This window comes from Isoptericola aurantiacus, from assembly GCF_044769875.1.
In the GTDB taxonomy this organism is placed as follows: Bacteria; Actinomycetota; Actinomycetes; order Actinomycetales; family Cellulomonadaceae; genus Isoptericola; species Isoptericola aurantiacus.
This window is the reverse complement of the sequence record NZ_JBJBAE010000002.1, coordinates 464,151-480,260: the sequence shown is the minus strand read 5'-3', so window position 1 is coordinate 480,260 and position 16,110 is coordinate 464,151. Positions and strand designations below refer to the sequence as shown.

The 16,110-nt window shown below is 72.0% G+C and carries 16 protein-coding genes; 3 read left to right on the top strand and 13 right to left on the bottom strand.

Translation table 11 applies throughout. The features are described 5' to 3' along the window. The first annotated feature begins 56 nt into the window (after positions 1–56). The 3 genes from ACIQLL_RS09225 (at position 57) to ACIQLL_RS09215 (ending at position 3,343) form a co-directional block, all read left to right on the top strand. On the top strand, positions 57–680 hold the full coding sequence (locus ACIQLL_RS09225) for a pyroglutamyl-peptidase I (protein WP_402465844.1): 624 nt from the start codon (positions 57–59) through the stop codon (positions 678–680). Positions 681–744: 64 nt separating this feature from the next. Next, positions 745–2,856, top strand: coding sequence for an excinuclease ABC subunit UvrB (gene uvrB / locus ACIQLL_RS09220; RefSeq protein ID WP_402465841.1), 2,112 nt, complete (start codon positions 745–747; stop codon positions 2,854–2,856). A gap of 58 nt (positions 2,857–2,914) precedes the next feature. After that, positions 2,915–3,343, top strand: a complete 429-nt coding sequence (locus ACIQLL_RS09215) for a VOC family protein (protein ID WP_402465838.1) — start codon at positions 2,915–2,917, stop codon at positions 3,341–3,343. A 360-nt stretch (positions 3,344–3,703) separates the two neighbouring features. On the opposite strand, the gene ACIQLL_RS09210 is transcribed toward ACIQLL_RS09215, so the two are convergent. The 13 genes from ACIQLL_RS09210 to ACIQLL_RS09150 all read right to left on the bottom strand — a co-directional run bounded on the left by ACIQLL_RS09210 (position 3,704) and on the right by ACIQLL_RS09150 (position 16,104). Continuing rightward, positions 3,704–3,988 (bottom strand): hypothetical protein, encoded by a 285-nt coding sequence (locus ACIQLL_RS09210; RefSeq protein WP_402465835.1) that lies wholly within the window; start codon positions 3,986–3,988, stop codon positions 3,704–3,706. 2 nt (positions 3,989–3,990) lie between these two features. Then, complete coding sequence (locus tag ACIQLL_RS09205) at positions 3,991–5,370, bottom strand: hypothetical protein (protein ID WP_402465832.1); 1,380 nt, start codon at positions 5,368–5,370, stop codon at positions 3,991–3,993. 5 nt (positions 5,371–5,375) lie between these two features. Continuing rightward, on the bottom strand, positions 5,376–5,744 hold the full coding sequence (locus tag ACIQLL_RS09200) for a phage tail fiber protein (RefSeq protein WP_402465830.1): 369 nt from the start codon (positions 5,742–5,744) through the stop codon (positions 5,376–5,378). A 15-nt stretch (positions 5,745–5,759) separates the two neighbouring features. Beyond that, entirely contained in the window at positions 5,760–5,933 is a 174-nt protein-coding gene (locus ACIQLL_RS09195; protein WP_402465827.1) for a hypothetical protein, read from the bottom strand. After that, the gene (locus ACIQLL_RS09190; protein ID WP_402465824.1) at positions 5,930–6,190 is read right to left on the bottom strand and encodes a hypothetical protein; all 261 of its coding nucleotides are present in this window, start codon (positions 6,188–6,190) and stop codon (positions 5,930–5,932) included. Before ACIQLL_RS09190 ends, ACIQLL_RS09195 begins: the two co-directional genes overlap by 4 nt. 6 nt (positions 6,191–6,196) lie before the next feature. Further along, entirely contained in the window at positions 6,197–7,147 is a 951-nt protein-coding gene (locus tag ACIQLL_RS09185; protein ID WP_402465821.1) for a peptidoglycan-binding protein, read from the bottom strand. 64 nt (positions 7,148–7,211) lie between these two features. Beyond that, positions 7,212–7,652, bottom strand: a complete 441-nt coding sequence (locus ACIQLL_RS09180) for a hypothetical protein (protein WP_402465818.1) — start codon at positions 7,650–7,652, stop codon at positions 7,212–7,214. A gap of 114 nt (positions 7,653–7,766) precedes the next feature. Further along, a complete protein-coding gene (locus ACIQLL_RS09175) occupies positions 7,767–8,558 on the bottom strand; it encodes a hypothetical protein (RefSeq protein ID WP_402465815.1) in 792 nt (263 codons plus the stop codon). Further along, a complete protein-coding gene (locus ACIQLL_RS09170; RefSeq protein WP_402465813.1) occupies positions 8,558–8,707 on the bottom strand; it encodes a hypothetical protein in 150 nt (49 codons plus the stop codon). Before ACIQLL_RS09170 ends, ACIQLL_RS09175 begins: the two co-directional genes overlap by 1 nt. Continuing rightward, positions 8,707–9,999, bottom strand: a complete 1,293-nt coding sequence (locus ACIQLL_RS09165; protein WP_402465810.1) for a hypothetical protein — start codon at positions 9,997–9,999, stop codon at positions 8,707–8,709. The genes ACIQLL_RS09170 and ACIQLL_RS09165 overlap by 1 nt, the downstream gene beginning before the upstream one ends. Next, positions 9,996–11,135, bottom strand: a complete 1,140-nt coding sequence (locus ACIQLL_RS09160) for a hypothetical protein (RefSeq protein WP_402465807.1) — start codon at positions 11,133–11,135, stop codon at positions 9,996–9,998. The genes ACIQLL_RS09165 and ACIQLL_RS09160 overlap by 4 nt, the downstream gene beginning before the upstream one ends. Next, entirely contained in the window at positions 11,132–11,944 is an 813-nt protein-coding gene (locus tag ACIQLL_RS09155) for a hypothetical protein (protein ID WP_402465804.1), read from the bottom strand. Before ACIQLL_RS09155 ends, ACIQLL_RS09160 begins: the two co-directional genes overlap by 4 nt. Continuing rightward, entirely contained in the window at positions 11,941–16,104 is a 4,164-nt protein-coding gene (locus ACIQLL_RS09150; protein WP_402465802.1) for a phage tail tape measure protein, read from the bottom strand. The genes ACIQLL_RS09155 and ACIQLL_RS09150 overlap by 4 nt, the downstream gene beginning before the upstream one ends. Between the last annotated feature and the right edge of the window lie 6 nt (positions 16,105–16,110).

Below are 16,110 nucleotides of genomic sequence, written 5' to 3'. Positions count from 1 at the left end.
CCGAGCCGGACCGGAGCCGCGGCCAGGACCGCGCTCGCGCGCCTAGGCTGTCAGCCATGAAGGTGCTGCTCACAGGGTTCGAGCCGTTCGGCGGCGACACGGTCAACGAGTCGTGGGAGGCCGTGCGCGGCGTTCCCTCGCGGATCGGTCCCGAGGTCGAGGTGGTCACGGCGTGCCTGCCCGTGACGTTCGCCGGCGCCGCGGCGGAGTGCCGTCACCTCCTCGACCGCCATGCGCCGGACGCCGTGATCGCCGTCGGGCTCGCCGCCGGCACCGACGTGATCCGACTGGAGAGGGTGGCCGTGAACGTCGTCGACGCACGGATCCCGGACAACGACGGACTCGCGCCGGTGGACGTCCCCGTCGTCCCCGGCGGGCCGGCGGCCTACTTCTCGACGCTGCCGCTCAAGGCCTCGCTCACGGCGTTGCGGGATGTCGGGCTGCCGGTAGCCGTCAGCAACACCGCCGGCACCTACGTCTGCAACGCACTCTTCTACGAGCTCCAGCACGCGCTCGCCGAGCGGTCCGGCGTCCCGTCCGGGTTCGTGCACGTTCCGCGCGCCGAGGTCGTCGACGGCACCGCCGCTGCCGAGGGGCTCCGTGTCGTCGTGGAGGCGACAGCACGCGTCGCGCGCGGAGATGCAGCCGAGCCCCGCACTCCCGCGGGCCTCGAGCACTGACGCGGTGCGCCGCCGTCGCGGGCCCCGCCGACGCGGTGTCACCGGTGCGTCGTACCGTTGACCCATGCGTCCTGTGACCGACCTGCAGCGGACCGTGGCCCCCTTCGAGGTGGTCTCGGAGTACGTGCCGAGCGGTGACCAGCCCACCGCGATCGCGCAGCTCGCCGAGCGCGTGCGTGCGGGGGAGAAGGACTCCGTCCTGCTGGGTGCCACCGGCACCGGCAAGAGCGCCACCACGGCCTGGCTCATCGAGGAGCTCCAGCGCCCGACGCTCATCATGGCGCCGAACAAGACCCTCGCCGCCCAGCTCGCCACCGAGTTCCGCGAGCTGCTGCCGAACAACGCCGTCGAGTACTTCGTCTCCTACTACGACTACTACCAGCCCGAGGCGTACATCGCGCAGACCGATACGTACATCGAGAAGGACTCCTCGATCAACGACGAGGTGGAACGGCTGCGCCACTCCGCGACGTCCTCGCTGCTGACGCGGCGGGACACCGTCGTCGTGGCGTCGGTGTCGTGCATCTACGGCCTGGGCACGCCGCAGGAGTACGTCGACCGGATGGTCCGGCTCGACGTCGGCGACGTGGTCGATCGCGACGACATGCTGCGGCGCTTCGTGCAGATGCAGTACACCCGCAACGACACGGCGTTCACCCGGGGAACCTTCCGGGTCCGTGGCGACACGGTCGAGATCATCCCGGTCTACGAGGAGCTCGCCGTCCGCATCGAGATGTTCGGCGACGAGATCGAGTCGATCCAGACCCTGCACCCGCTGACCGGCGACGTGGTCCGCGACGAGCGCAGCATCTACCTCTTCCCGGCCACGCACTACGTGGCGGGGCCGGAACGCATGGAGCGCGCCGTCGCCGGCATCGAGGCGGAGCTCGAGGAGCGGCTGGCCGAGCTGGAACGGCAGAACAAGCTGCTCGAGGCCCAGCGGCTGCGCATGCGGACCACCTACGACATCGAGATGATGCGCTCGATCGGCACCTGCAACGGCATCGAGAACTACTCGCGGCACATCGACGGCCGCGAGGCGGGGACGCCGCCGCACACCCTCCTGGACTACTTCCCCGAGGACTTCCTCCTCGTCATCGACGAGTCGCACGTGACGGTGCCGCAGATCGGCGCGATGTTCGAGGGTGACCTGTCGCGCAAGCGTTCCCTGGTCGACCACGGCTTCCGGCTGCCGAGCGCGACGGACAACCGACCGCTGCGGTGGGAGGAGTTCGTCGAGCGCATCGGGCAGACGGTCTACCTCTCGGCCACCCCCGGCGACTACGAGCTCTCCATGTCCGACGGCGTCGTCGAGCAGATCATCCGTCCCACCGGTCTGGTGGACCCGGAGGTCGTCGTCAAGCCGACCACCGGGCAGATCGACGACCTGCTCGGGGAGATCCGCGACCGGGTCGACCGGAACGAACGCGTGCTCGTCACCACGCTGACCAAGAAGATGGCCGAGGACCTCACCGACTACCTCCTGGGCAAGGACGTCCGCGTCCAGTACCTGCACTCCGAGGTGGACACGCTGCGCCGCGTCGAGCTGCTGCGCGAGCTGCGGATGGGCGAGTACGACGTCCTGGTGGGCATCAACCTGCTGCGCGAGGGTCTCGACCTGCCGGAGGTGTCGCTCGTGGCGATCCTCGACGCCGACAAGGAAGGCTTCCTCCGTTCGGAGCGCTCCCTCATCCAGACGATCGGCCGCGCGGCGCGCAACGTCACGGGACAGGTGCACATGTACGCCGACAAGGTCACCCCGGCGATGCGGTTCGCGCTGGACGAGACGGACCGGCGACGTGCCAAGCAGCAGGCCTACAACGCCGAGCGCGGGATCGACCCGCAGCCGCTGCGCAAGAAGATCGCCGACGTCACCGACATGCTGGCCCGGGAGGACATCGACACCGCGGAGCTCCTGGCCGGTGGCTACCGCAAGTCGCCGACGCGCGACGGGCGCGGGGGAGCGCCCCTGCCGGGTTCGCCGAAGGAGGCGTCGACGTCCGGCAACCGGTTGGCCGGGCTCGCGGCCGAGGAGCTCGCCGAGCTCATCCAGGAGCTCAGCGACCAGATGCACGCGGCGGCCGCGGAGCTCCAGTTCGAGGTGGCGGCCCGCTTGCGCGACGAGATCGGCGGGCTGAAGAAGGAGCTGCGCCAGATGCAGGCCGCGACGGCCTGACGACCGCCGGTTCGGAGTGGGGACGGCCGGTGGACCGACGAGGTGAAGGAGCGCGAGCATGGCCACCACGTTCCAGGTGACGTTCGACGCCGCCGACCCGCAAGCGCTCGGGGAGTTCTGGTGCGCCGCGCTGGGCTACGTGCGCGACGCACCCCCGGCCGGATTCCCTTCCTGGGAGGACGCCCTGACGGCGTGGGGCGTCCCGCGGGCGCTGTGGAACAGCAAGAACGCCGTCAGCGACCCGGACTGCGTCGGCCCGCGGATCTTCATCCAGCAGGTCCCCGAACCCAAGGCGGGCAAGAACCGCGTCCACCTCGACCTGAACGTCTCGGCCGGCCGGACCGGTGACAACCGCCTCGCCACCCTGCGCGCCGAGGCCGACCGGTTGACCGGCCTCGGCGCCCGCAGGGTCGACGAGCGCAGCGAGCTGGGCGACGTGTGGATCGTCATGCAGGACCCGGAGGGCAACGAGTTCTGCCTGCAGTAGACCGGTCGGCGGCCCCGGATCACCCGGTGCCGTATGCTGGCCCGACGTTGGAGGGGAGTACTCCAATAGTACTCCTGGTCAGACGGTGATTTTCAGCGTTGGTCAACTGACCTGGTCAACATCAGGACCGACGAGACCCCGCAGATTTCACCCTCAGGGCCGACGTATACCGACCTTCACCCTGTGGATATCGCTCCGACACGACACCCCTGATCCGTCAGAATCCTGGGGTACGCTGCACGGGTCAGATCTCGTTCACGCTTCGGTTGGCGCCAGCATGGACGCATGACGAAGCGGCCCCCTCCCGCCGAAGCGAGAGGGGGCCGTGGTCACTGCACCTCAGTGCAGGTCACTGAGCGGTCAGACGGGCGCGGGCTGCAGAGTCACGATGTCGATGACGCCGGCGGACCGCACCAGCACCTCGGGGGCGGCGGTGGCGCGCAGGAGGGCGAAGTGGCGGCCCTCGTCGAGCACGACGGCGGCCGGGTCGGTCGCGTCGGGCCCGGCCACGAGCACGGACACCGTGTCGCCCGTGCGGTCCATCGCGGTCCACGTCTGGCCGTCGAAGGTCACCTCCACGGCGCCGGCGGGTGCGTCGGTCAGGTCCCAGAAGACTTCCTCGCGGCCTCTGCGGTCGATCCTCACGGCTACCTCCTGGGGGTGCTGACGGCGAGCTGGTGCCCGCGCGGGGTGCTGGCGTCCATCGGGTGGCCGTAGGGCTCCCCGACGTCGATGCTGGAGCCGTAGGGCCCGCGGCCGATGGTCAGGGTGTCGTCGCCGTCGCTCGGGTCGTAGGCATCGATCGCCGCGGCGACGGTGGTGATGGCGGAGACCGTGGCCGCGATGGGCACCGGGACGGACAGGGTGGCGGACGTGCTCGTCTCGGCCGCGACGGTCGCGGTCAGGGTGTGCGTGGCGCCCAGGGTGGCCGTCGTCTGAGCGGTTGCCGTGACGGTCGCCTCGATGCCGACGTGCGCGCCGATGTCGGCCGCGGTGGTGCTGGTGACCGGCACGGTCGCGCCCAGGTCGAGCGACCCGGCCTCAGACACGCCGATGTCGGCGCTCGTGCTCGACGTGGCGGCGACGGTGGCCTCGAGGTAGGCGACGGTGGTGATGGCCGCCGCGATGTCGGTGGCCGCCTCCGCCGTGGCGGCGACGCCGAGGCGTGCGCCGATCGCCGCGGACTGGTCGCTGGTGGCCGTGACCGTGGCGGACAGGTCCTTGGGTGCGACGCCGAGGTCGGCCGCGGTCTGGGTCGTCGCCTCGACGGTGGCGGCCAGCCCGAGCCGCGCGCCGAGGTCGGCGGCCTGCCCGGCAGTGGCGGGCGTCGTCGCGCCGAGCGCCAGGCGGGCGTGGACGTCGGCCGCCACGGTGCTCGCCGCGGCGATGGTGGCCGCGATCGCGTGCAGGACCGGGCCGCCGCCCTCGGTGGTGAGCGCGATGGTGAACGCCTGCGGCGACCACAGGCTGACGCCGGGGATCGCCCAGGTGGCCGTACCGGTGGCGCCGGGCGTGGTGTCGTCGGCGTGCGCCACGGCGGCCGTCCACCGCTCGCCGTCGACCTCGGTGTGGACCGCCTGTCCGTCCGGAGACCCCGCGGGGTAGGTGACGCCCGAGTAGGTGCCGTCGAAGTTCTGCGCCGCCACGGCCCGTAGGACCAGGGCCTCCTCGGTGGTGGTGACCGTGGGCGACACCATGCTGTTCGCGTCGCCCCAGACGTCGACGTCGACCGGGCCGTCGTAGCCGACCGTCACCACCGCGGTGGCGTGGGTGCCGCCGCCGGTGGCCTGGGTCCAGGACGTGCCCGCCGAGGCCGTGCCGATCCACACGCCCCAGGTCGCGTACTCGTCCGTGCCCTGCCCGGTGTCCAGCGCGGTCCACCCGGCAGGTGGGGTCAGCGATCCGGTCGACCCGCGCCAGTTGGCGATGGCGACGTAGCCGGACGCGCCGCCGGGCAGGGTGACGGTGAACGCGCCGCTGCCGACACGCCCACCGCCGCCCGTGCCGACGATCCCAGGGATGGCCATCGGGACTACGAGAGCGTGATCTGGAACGCCCCGACAGCGACGGTGACCTGGTCACCCACGCCGACCGCCTTGGACGTGTCGACGGCCTGCCAGTCGGTGCGCTGGGTGCCCGCGGTGCTCGCCGAGAACACGGCCACGTGCGTGATCGTGCCGCCCGAGGTCGCGGCGGCCGAGGTGAGCGCGTTGGCGTTGGCCTTGACCGACGGGTCGGCCGTGGTGGCAGCCTCCCACCCGGTCGCGCCGATGGCGGTCCGAGCGAGCCCGGCGAACTCCGAGCTGCCGTCATCGCTGTAGGCGAGGTAGTCCGTCCCGCCGCTGGTGGGGAAGCGCGCGTCGAGGGTCGCCTTCGACTCCGCGTTGGTCAGTCCGGCCATGATGAGCTCCTGGGGTCAGTCGGTGTAGAGCGAGCGGGGGTCGTCGTCGAGCTCGGCGCACTGGCGGGCGGCCTCGGGCGACGGGAACGGCGCCGTGCACGAGGCGCACCGGTACACGCCCGGGGCCCGCGCGCTGCAGTCGTCGGCAGCGCACGGGCCGTCCAGGTCGCAGCCCGGGCAGAGGGTCATGGCTGGCCGTAGGTCGGCGCGCTGTTGGAGCCGAGCACGAGCCGCGTGGCCCATGCGGGCAGGTGCGGCTCCAGCCAGCGCCACAGGGCGTACCAGGCGCCGATCGCGAGGGCGACGACCGCCGAGGTCGCCACCGGCGACTGGAGCAGGTCGGCGACCTCGACGGGCAGGGCGTACCGGGCGAGCAGCCACGCGACGGCCGAGCCCCACAGGGCGGGGACGGCGGTGCGGAGCCAGGAGGTGACCTTGTCGTTCATCAGGGATCAGCCCTTCTTCTTGAGTGCGTTGACGGTCTTCTTGCCGAGGACCCCGTCGTCCTTCACGCCGAGCCACCGCTGGACCTCGCGGATGCGCTCGACGGACTGGGGGCCGATCTTGCCGTCGGCCTGCTTGCCCTTGAGGCCGACGACGCGCTGGGCGACTCGGTTGCGCCACTTCCCGCCGCGGCGGTACTTCGCGCCCTGGGCCATCTCGTACCAGGTGTGCGGGCCGATGACGCCGTCGACCGTGAGGCCGCGCTTGCGCTGGAATGCCCGCACGCCCTCCTCGGTGTTCGGACCGAAGATGCCGTCCGTCTTGCCGGTGAAGACCTTGGCGCCACGGAGGCGATGCTGCGCCAGTCCGACGGGGAATCCGCGGGACCCGCGGCGCAGCGTCTTGATCCGGTTCGGCTTGCGCTTCTTCGTCGAGGTCGACGCCGGAGCCGTGCCGCGGTGCCTGTCCAGGGCGGGGTAGTACGTCAGGTGCCACAGCTCGCCCACCCGGCGTCCCTCGTCGTCACGCCAGCCGTACTCGGCGGCGACCTCGAGGAAGCGGACGCGGTCGCGGTCGGACCAGGAGGTGAAGACGACGGCCTTGTCGTGGCCGGGGTCGTCGCCGTCGCGCCGGGTCTTGACGTCGACGGCGTCGCCCGAGCCGTGGTTCGAGGTGCCGGGCACCGCGGCGGCCGCCCCGCGCATCCGCACGTAGCGGCGCCCGTTCCAGTAGCGGACGTCGCCGAAGGGCCCGGCGGAGGTGTAGTTCTCGTCGTACCGCTCGGTGAAGAGCCGCGTCTGGGTCTCCAGGGAGCGCAGGGCGCCGGTGATGATGACCTGCTTGCCGAACGCCTTCGTGGCACGGTCCCACGCGACGGCGGAGTCGGGGCGCAGGTAGAAGCCTGGGTTGGACTCCATCTCCCGGGCCAGCGCCGCGCTGATCTGTGAACGGGCAGACATCAGGTGCCTCCTGGGCATGCGTGCGGGCCCGGCGCCGGTCGGCGACGGGCTGGGTGGGGTGTGGTCAGAAGCCGAAGGCGTCGCGGATGAAGGCGGCGAGCGGTACGGCGATGCCGGCCGCCGCCAGGACGGCGCCGACGGTCCACCGCCGGTCGGCCTTGCGGTCCGCGGCGGCCTTCGCGATCTCGGCGGCCCGCTGCTTGCGGTCCGCCTCCAGCTGCTTGAGGACCTTGTCGTCGGCGTCGCGGACCTCGCCCGCGAGCCGCTCGTGCCGCGCCTCGGCCTCCTTCTCGTGCTGCTCCTGGGCGCGGCGCAGCTGGGAGTCCGCGTCGTCCAGGCGGCGCACCGTGGCCTCGTGGGCCTCGCGGGTGACCATCTGGTCGAGCCGCTTGTCCAGGCCGTCGAAGCGGTCCCGCAGGTCGCGGCGGATCATGTCGAGGGCGAAGGTGGTCGGGTCCGCCAGGCCCGGGCGCATCACCTCGCCGTGGACGTCGTCGCTGGCCATCGGTGTGCCTCCTGGGCATGCGTGCGGGCCCGGCGCCGGGCGGCGACGGGCTGGGTGGGGTGTGGCGATGCCAGCCGCGGCGAGGACGGCGCCCCGGCCGGCATCGGTCCGGCGCTAGTAGACCTCGCCGCCGAGTGTGGCGAACCCGTCGGCCTCATCCACCTCGATCCAGAACACCTCGGCAGCGTTCCCGACCAGGTCTGCGACGATAGGAATGGTGCCGGACCCAGCGGTGCGGTAGACCGCCGCGATGGCAGTGTTCCCGACCTCGCTGTCGGCGGGGACGAATTCGGTGTGGGTCATGAATCCAGACCGGGTGTCCACTACGGCCGGGTTGCGGAAGACGTAGTAGGCCGCCTGGCGGGTGGACCATGCCCCAAGGGTGGTGTCGATCAAGGCCATCGCTCCCGGGTCGGCAGGCAGGTCAGTCGAGGAGCCGACGACAAGTCGGGCTTGAGCGAGAGTGTTGTCGGTCGACTGCATGGTGACGCCGACGTTGAAGGTGTACGTCACCAGGCGGGGGAACGGCGCCGTTCCGACGGTGATCACGCCCGCCACGCGGGCCGTGTCAGCCGAGCTCCCGATGCCCGTCCCGGAGTTCATGATGGCGGAGGCCTGGGCCACGCCGCGCTGCGGGCGGGTCCCCATCGCCTCGTCACGGATCTTGGAGAAGGCGTCGGCGGTGGCGCGGTAGACGTAGAGCGCCTCTTCGGCGACGACCCACCAGGCTGTGCCGTCGGTGTCCACGCCGGCGGTCTCCAGGGCGCCACGCAGCGTCTCGGCCGTGGTGAGGTCGGCGGCGGTGCGCACGTCGCGGATCGACTTGGACAGCTCCTCGAAGGCGTCGACCGGGAGGAAGCTCTCCCCGTCCGCGGGAATGACGTGTCGGGCGACGTCGGTGGCCATCAGGTCTCCTCAGGGTCGGTGCCGGGGTCCGGCTCGGGGTGGACTGCGGCGGCGTGCTGGGCGAGGCCGGCCACGACGCAGAAGCACAAGGGGCAGACGTCCCACAGGGCGTCCGGCTCGGGCGGCGGGTCGGGCGTCGGTTCGGTCATCAGACCCTCCGTCGATACTTGACGCGGATCGTGAATCCGGAGGTGCCCTTGCCGCGCAGGCCGCGGTAGGGCGGGCCGTCCAGGATCAGGCCGCGCAGGTCGCCGGTGCGGTACTGCTCCAGGACCCCGGCGGACCAGCCGAGGGTGAGCCACTTCGACCCCCCCTTGGCGAGGCTGGTGGTCTCGGTGGCGCCGGCCGAGGCATCCGGGGCACCAGACGGGCGCGATCCATGCGTCGTGGCGCGCACGCGCACCGGCTGGCCGGGGGAGTACACGCCCGGGTTCGCGTCGACCAGGCGGACCTCGATCTTGACGATCTCCACGGCGCGCAGGTCCTTGATCTTCGAGCCGTACGTCGCCAGCCCGATGAGGGTCCCGGAGCCGTAGTCGGCGCCCTGATAGAGCGTGGAGAAGCCGCCGTACCGGTTGCCGTTCCAGCGGTTCCACGTGCTGGCCGTCCGGTAGGTGCCGGTCGATGTCGGCGTGATCGTGGTGGTGACGGTCTCGTACTTCGGTTGCGACGGCTTCGGCGGCGCCCCGCCCGAGGGGTAGGTCAGGTCGGCGATCGAGGACCACGGACTGGTGCCGCCGGCGTTGGACTGGGCGATCTGCACCTCGCGGGTGCGGCCCTCGCTGATGGGGATGGTCGTGCTCGTGCCGGTCAAGCCCTTGCGGACGGTCCAGGAGCTGGAGCCGTACCGGAAGCGGACCCGCGTGGTGTTGACGCTGCCCGGCTTGGACCACGACACGGTGAGGGTGCTGCCCGACCGTGACAGGCTCGGCGCCGAGGGGGTCGACGGTGCGGAGATCGTCGTCGAGGCCAGGCGTCCCGTGGCCACGACCTCCGAGCCGTCCGACTCCCAGGACAGTCCGACGACGTCGCCGCTGGACGGGGAGGTGTAGGACTGCACGACGCGGGCCACGTAGGACTGCCCGCCGGCCGAGACGGTGACGCGGCCGGTGGCGGTCGCGGTGACGGTGCCGCGCACCGGCAGCACGTCGGGCTCGTCCTCGGGGAAGGGGAAGTGGCCGACCGGTCCGCCGATCGCCGCGGCCTTCCCGGTCCAGGCGTTGCGCAGCACGATGACCCGGTTGCCGACCACGTCGGGCCAGTAGGCGTCCGCGAGGCCGAGCAGCCACACGCCGTCGCCGCCGTCGATCTCGACCAGGCCGCGCGTGGAGTCCTCGTCCCAGTCCAGCAGGTCGGTCACGACCACGGCGCGCAGGTCGGTGCCCGCGGGCACGCCGTAGGGCAGCGCGGCCAGCAGCGGGGCCAGCAGGTCGTCGGTCACGCCGCCACACTCCCGATCTCCGAGGTGATGCCGACCGTCAGGGTCGTCGCGGTCTGCCCGGTCAGGTCCAGGGACGCCGCCAGCACGTAGCCGCGGCGTTCGATGCCGTCGCGCACCACGGCCAGCGGGTCGTCGACCTCGATACGCGGATCCGGGGCGACCTGGACGGCCACGGTGCGCGCAGGTCGCAGCCCGGCGGCCAGGCGAGCCTTCCCGGCCGCCATCGCCTCGACCTCCGACCCGATCTGCTCCGAGGTCCACGCCTCCGAGACGCGGCCGTAGGAGTCCACGGCGAAGGGGCCGGTGGTCTGCTCGACCACCACGTTGGCCACCGTGCCGTCCGCGCTGGTGTAGTTCGACAGCACCGTGACCGAGTTGACGATGCCGTCGCGGGTGTCGGCCCGAGGCGCAGAGATCAGCGTCGCCATGCCCGTGCCCGCGTCGATCTCGCCGTCACGGTACGTCTGCACCGGCACCGGCACGTCCTCGAGCTGGGGCAGCAGCATCACCACGTTGCCGTCCTCGTCGGTGCGCAGTCGCGCGGGCAGGGCGTCCGCGATGTCGTACAGCGCGTCCAGGCGCGGGCCCGCCCACTGCGTGCCCGGCAGGCAGGCGCGGTCGGTCACGTCGTCGCTCACCGCGACCGCCAGAGACCCCGGCAGCAGCCGCGCGAACTCCGAGACCATCGTGGAGTCCTCGTCCGGGCTCTGCGGCACCTGCAGCACGTCGTCCGCGGCCGTCTGTAGCATCCCGACGCCCGTGACGGTCACCTGCCCAGCCTCGTCCTCGTCCCACGACTGCACCCGCACGCGAGCCAGCGGCGTCACGTACTCCTCGCCGGTCACGGTCGAGGCGATCGTGACCGAGATCGTCAACGTCTGACCGAACGTCGCCAGCGGGTGCGTCACGTCCTCCTGCGGCAGCCAGTCGAACCGATCGCCGTCGACCGTCGAGTAGCGCGGCACCGTCAGGGTCAGCTGCTCAGGCACGCCGCGGCTGGCGACGTCCCACGACAGGTCGCCGGCGACCAGCGGCACGTCCTCGGCCAGGAGGTCTCCCGTCGGGCCCCACGACTGGATCGTCGAGCGCCACCGGTAGGCCGTGCCCATCACCTCGTCGGGCGCGCCGTCCCTCACAGCTGCCCCCAGTCCGTGGCGGCGAACTCGGCCCAGGTCTGCCCGGCGAACAGCGCCGCGACGTCGGCCCAGGTCTGGCCCGCGAGGATCGCCGTGACGTCGCCCCAGGTCCACACCACGGGTACGGTCCCGGGCTCCGGGTCGTCGATCCACGTCAGGGTCAGCGTCCACAGGCGCGAGGACGAGGTGCCGTTGTCGCCGCCCCACAGCACGTCGTCCGCCGCGGTGATGATCGCGATGTCCGACGGCGGCAGGTCCCGCACGTCACCGCTGGTGCGCACGCACACGGCCCCGCCCTGGGCCAGGATCGCGTCGAGCTGGTCGCCCGCGTCCCGGTCCAGCAGCACCGTCGCCGTCGTCGACCCGTCGCCGGCCGCCGAGAGCACCACGACCGGACGCCGGCGGCCGTGGACCTCGAAGATGCCCGTGTGCAGCGGTCGGGTGCGCGGCAGGCCGTTGTCCTGCCAGGAGCGCACCGGCACGACGACCTGACCGTCCAGGGACTGGATCAGGTACCGGCGCGAGACCTCACCGGCAGGAGAGTAGGGGACCGTCACCGGGTCGGAGGTGATCTGCGCCTGCTCGACCGTCACGACGTACTGCACGACGGCGTTGACCGGCGCGCGGTAGTCGATCAGCCGCACCTGGCCGCCGTCCGAGGTGCCCACGCCACCCGGCAGGGGCCACGTGCGCCCGTCCAGGGTGGACCCGACGACCTCGTAGTCCGTGTCGGCCGGCACGTCCGAGACCAGCACCTGCACCGGCGCCGGCTCGTCCGTGGTCAGGACCGTCGCCGTGATCGTGGTCACCGTCGCCCCCCTCGCATGGTCGCCGCGGCCGAGGAGGCGGCGGCGCCGATCTCCGTGCGCACGATCGCCGAGACCGGCTTGCCGTCCACCAGCAGCGTCATCGCGACACCGTCCATCGCCTTGGCCATCGACCCCTCGTCCAGCGACACCGACACGTTCTGCTTGCCGGCTGCTGGGTTCGCGTACACCGAGGCCGGGACCGCCGAGGGCACTGCCAGCAGGTTCGCGGCGGCCGAGGTCACCGCGGCCTGCTTGTCCGTCAGGCCCAGGCGCATCCCCTCGCCGGTGTGCTGGCCGAGCTCACGGAACACCCTCGACGGCGAGTTGATCCCGAGCGCCTTCTTGAGCGCCGACTGCATGCCCTTGGCGACCTTCGTGATCTGCGACTCGATCGCGGACTGCTTCGAGGCCAGGCCCTGGGTCAGGCCCTTCGCCGCCGCGACGCCGCCCTCGTAGAAGGCCCCCGCGACCGCGCCCCCGGCCTGGCCGCTGAAGCGCGAGATGTCGGCGTAGGCGTCGTTCAGGCGCCCGCGCTGCCCCTTGCCCATCGACAGCAGGGCGTCCGCCGCCGGGATGCCCGCCTCGACGCCCAGGCTCGCGACCTCCTGCACGATCACCCCGGAGAACCCGGCGTCCCGCAGCGACCTGAGCCGCGCCGCGAACGTGCGCACCTTCGAGGCGTACCCCTCGGCCGAGGACAGGTAGTCCCGCTTGGAGGCCGCCGCCGTCTCGCCCGTCCACGGGTTCGTCACGCCCGTCACCGAGCCCAGGGAGAAGCCGCCCGCCAGCGCCGACTGCACGCCCGCCTTGATCTGCGACAGCTCCTGGACCCGGTCGCGCGCCTTGGCTAGCCGGTTCTCGAGCTTCTCCGCCTGGTTGTACAGGCGGCGCATCGCCTTCTCGGCGCCGCGCGCACGCTTCTCCAGGCGGCTCTCCTGGCGCCCGGACAGGTCGCCTGAGTCCGCCAGGCCCAGCATGTCGTCCACCACGCTGTACGCCCCGGACAGGCCGCTGCGAGCCTGCGAGACGACCTCGCGGCGGCGGCTCGCCTGTCGCAGGTCCGCACGCTGCTCCCGCAGCCGCTCCAGGCGTGCCAGCTGGTCGTCGACCTCACTCTGACGCCTGTCCAGCTCGCGCTCGAGCCGGTCTGCGCGAGCCTCCTGCCCGGCACGGCGAGCGCCGCGCAGCTGACCGCGAGTCGCATCGCGCCGGGACCGGGCCCGCTTGAGAGCCCGGGATGCCGACCCCACCGCGCCGCCCTGCGCGAGCCGCTGCCCGAGCACCGCGGCACGCATCGCCTCGACAGCACCGTGACCGCCGGCGGCGTCGACCTCCTTGGCCGTCCACACGTGCTCGCCGTTCGAGAGCATCGCCGGGACCGAGTCCGAGGTGCCGGTGCCTGGCCCGACGACCGAGCCGCCGGTGGCCTTGCCGAGGTGCTTGGCCGTCACGCTGCGCTCGGTGATCGTGCGCGTGATGTTCGAGTGCAGGTTGAGCACCGCGGACTGCAGGTTTGTCCACGTCTTGAACTCCGCCACCGCGGCCCGCGCGTCGGACGTGTCCGCGTCGACGCCCATGACGCCGTCCTGCTCGTCCATGTACGCCTTGGTGCGCGCCACCTCGTCGCGAGCCTTCGAGGTGTCGGAGTCCACCGGGATCGGGTCCGGGCGCGTCGAGTTGACGTTGTCCGCGAACCCCTTGCTGGCGGCGGCCCCCTTGCGGCCGTACAGGCCGACGACCTTCTCCAGCTGCTTGTTCGACATCCCCTCGAGGACCTCGACCTGCGCCGCGCCCTCCGGGCCGAGCTCCATGAGCTCGTCGATCATCGCGTTGGCCGTGTCGCGCATGTCGGCGGGCAGCTTGTTGTTCACCCGCTTGGACAGGCGCTCCATGTTCGACGCCCAGTTCTCCTGGGCCTCGACCTGCTCACGCAGCTGGGCGATGTAGTCCTTCGCACTGACGGACGTGCCGTCGTAGAAGTCCTCCCACGAGTCCTCGGCGTCGTCGCTGGCGTCGGCGGCAGCCTCGGCCATCTCGACGTTCTTGTCGATCGCAGCCTGGAAGGCGCCGCCGGGGTCGATGAAGGACTCGAAGGCGCCGGTGGCGCGCTCGTAGAAATCCTCGAGCGCCTCGGCCGCCTCCTCGGCGGCCGGGTCGACCTCGCCGAGGCCGTCGGCGACCTGCGAGGCAGAGTCTCCGGTCAGCTGCTGCTGAGTGTCGGCTGCCGCGAGGGCCTCGGTGTAGCCGGGCAGGAGGTCGCGCAGATCCTCAACGTTGCCCCCGGCCTTCGTCCAGGCTTCCGCGAGGGAGTCGAACTCCTCGGCGGCGCGCTCGGCGTTCCCGGTGCTGACCAGGGTGGCCATGGCGTTGCCGATGTTGTCGAGCTGGGCGATCGCGGCCTCGCGGTCTGACGCGCCCTCGGCGCCGCCGAAGGACAGGCCTTCGGCGCCGAAGTCGTTGAGCCGGTCCATGAGGCGAGGGTTGACCAGCCGGTTGATCGCGCCCGTCAGGCTGTCGATGTCGGTGGTGCCGAACTTGTTCGTGCCGTTGTTCAGCTCGGCGAACACATCCGCCATCGACTGCCCGGCCACGCCGCCGTCGAGCAGCGCTTGTGTCGTCTCCTCGACGCCCTCAGGCATCTCCTGGAAGCTCTTCGCGAGGGAGTCGGCGACCTGGAGCGCGACGAACGCACCCGCAGCGACGCCGGCCGCCCTGGAGACCTTGCTCAGCCCCGATGCCAGCCGTGGCGAGGAGGTCTGCAGGTCGCGGAACACCCCGAGGGCGTCGCGCGCCTTGGGGGCGATCAGCAGGAAGCCGCCGCCCACCAGGCCCGCCGCCGAAGCGACCGCGCCCAGGACGCCGACGGTGCGTTGCACCGGCTCCGGCAGGCTGGCGAACGCCTCGGCGACACCGGCGACACCCTCCGCTGCGCCGGCGAGCGCGGGCAGGAAGGTCTCGCCGATCCCGATGCCGGCGTCCACGATCGCGTTCTTCGCGAGCGCCACCTTGGCCTCGGCGGTGTCGTACCGCTTCGCTGCTTCCTCGACCAGGGCCGTGTTCTCGGCGAACGCGGTGTTGCCGGTGGCGAGGGCGTCGTTGAGCACGTCCTGGGCGGACGAGAGTCGGCGCAGGGTGTCCGCCTCGCGGATCCCCGTGATGCCGAGGTCGGACAGCACCTGGTTCGTGGTCTGCCCCATGGCCGAGGTGTCCGCCAGGCCGGTGATGAATGCGGCCAGCGTGGACCCCGCGTCGTCGCGCCAGGCGGTGGAGAACTCCTCGGCCGACATCCCGGCGACACGGGCGAACGTGGCCAGCCTGTCGCCGCCGTTGTCGATCTCCATGCCGATGGTGGTCATGGTCTTGGACAGGGCGGTGCCGCCGGCCTCAGCCTCGATGCCGACCGACGACGCGGCGGCGGCCAGGCCGAGGATGTCGCCCTCGGTCATGCCCGCCTGCTGACCGGCGCCGGCCAGGCGCAGCGCCATGGCCGAGATCTCTGCCTCGGTGGTCGCGAAGTTGTTGCCGAGGCCGACGATCGCGGCGCCGAGGTTGTCGATCTCGCCCTCGGAGGTGCCGGTGATGTTCGCCAGGCGCGCGAGCGTGGTCGCCGCCTCCTCGGCCGAGAGGTTCGTCGTCTCGCCGAGGTTGATCATCGTGCGCGTGAACTCGACGATGCCGCCCGTCGAGATGCCGAGCTGGCCCGCCGCGGCCGCCACTCCTGCGATCTCCTCATGGGTGGCCGGCAGTTCTCGCGCGAGGCCGCGCAGGCCGGTCTCGATGGCGTCGAGCTGCTCGGGCGTCCCGTCGACCGTCTTGGCCACGCCGGTCCAGGCGGACTCCCAGTCCATGGCGGCCTTCGTTGCCAGGCCGAGCCCGGCGGCGATGGCCGCGCCCCCCGTGACCAGGACGCGACCGGTCGCCTTCATGGCGGCCTGCTTCTTGGCCTCCCCCTCGGCGACAGCCCTCGCGACGGCAGCCTGGCGGCGCGCCTCCTCGTCCAGGGCGGACTGGTGCGCGCCCTGCATGGCCCGCCACTTGCGGTCCGCGGTCTCCTGCTGGCGAAGCATCTGCTTCGTGGCCCAGTTGACCTTCTCGGCGCCGGCTACGTACTTGCTCGGGTCGAGTCCGACCCGAGCGTTGACGTCACGGGGGTTGCTCACCGGCGC

What these genes read in the sequence shown, in the direction of transcription:
- ACIQLL_RS09225 (WP_402465844.1), top strand. Translation starts at nt 57, where the DNA reads ATGAAGGTGCTGCTCACAGGGTTCGAGCCGTTCGGCGGCGACACGGTC.
- uvrB (WP_402465841.1), top strand. Translation starts at nt 745, where the DNA reads ATGCGTCCTGTGACCGACCTGCAGCGGACCGTGGCCCCCTTCGAGGTG.
- ACIQLL_RS09215 (WP_402465838.1), top strand. Translation starts at nt 2,915, where the DNA reads ATGGCCACCACGTTCCAGGTGACGTTCGACGCCGCCGACCCGCAAGCG.
- ACIQLL_RS09205 (WP_402465832.1), bottom strand. Translation starts at nt 5,370, where the DNA reads ATGGCCATCCCTGGGATCGTCGGCACGGGCGGCGGTGGGCGTGTCGGC.
- ACIQLL_RS09200 (WP_402465830.1), bottom strand. Translation starts at nt 5,744, where the DNA reads ATGGCCGGACTGACCAACGCGGAGTCGAAGGCGACCCTCGACGCGCGC.
- ACIQLL_RS09195 (WP_402465827.1), bottom strand. Translation starts at nt 5,933, where the DNA reads ATGACCCTCTGCCCGGGCTGCGACCTGGACGGCCCGTGCGCTGCCGAC.
- ACIQLL_RS09190 (WP_402465824.1), bottom strand. Translation starts at nt 6,190, where the DNA reads ATGAACGACAAGGTCACCTCCTGGCTCCGCACCGCCGTCCCCGCCCTG.
- ACIQLL_RS09185 (WP_402465821.1), bottom strand. Translation starts at nt 7,147, where the DNA reads ATGTCTGCCCGTTCACAGATCAGCGCGGCGCTGGCCCGGGAGATGGAG.
- ACIQLL_RS09180 (WP_402465818.1), bottom strand. Translation starts at nt 7,652, where the DNA reads ATGGCCAGCGACGACGTCCACGGCGAGGTGATGCGCCCGGGCCTGGCG.
- ACIQLL_RS09175 (WP_402465815.1), bottom strand. Translation starts at nt 8,558, where the DNA reads ATGGCCACCGACGTCGCCCGACACGTCATTCCCGCGGACGGGGAGAGC.
- ACIQLL_RS09170 (WP_402465813.1), bottom strand. Translation starts at nt 8,707, where the DNA reads ATGACCGAACCGACGCCCGACCCGCCGCCCGAGCCGGACGCCCTGTGG.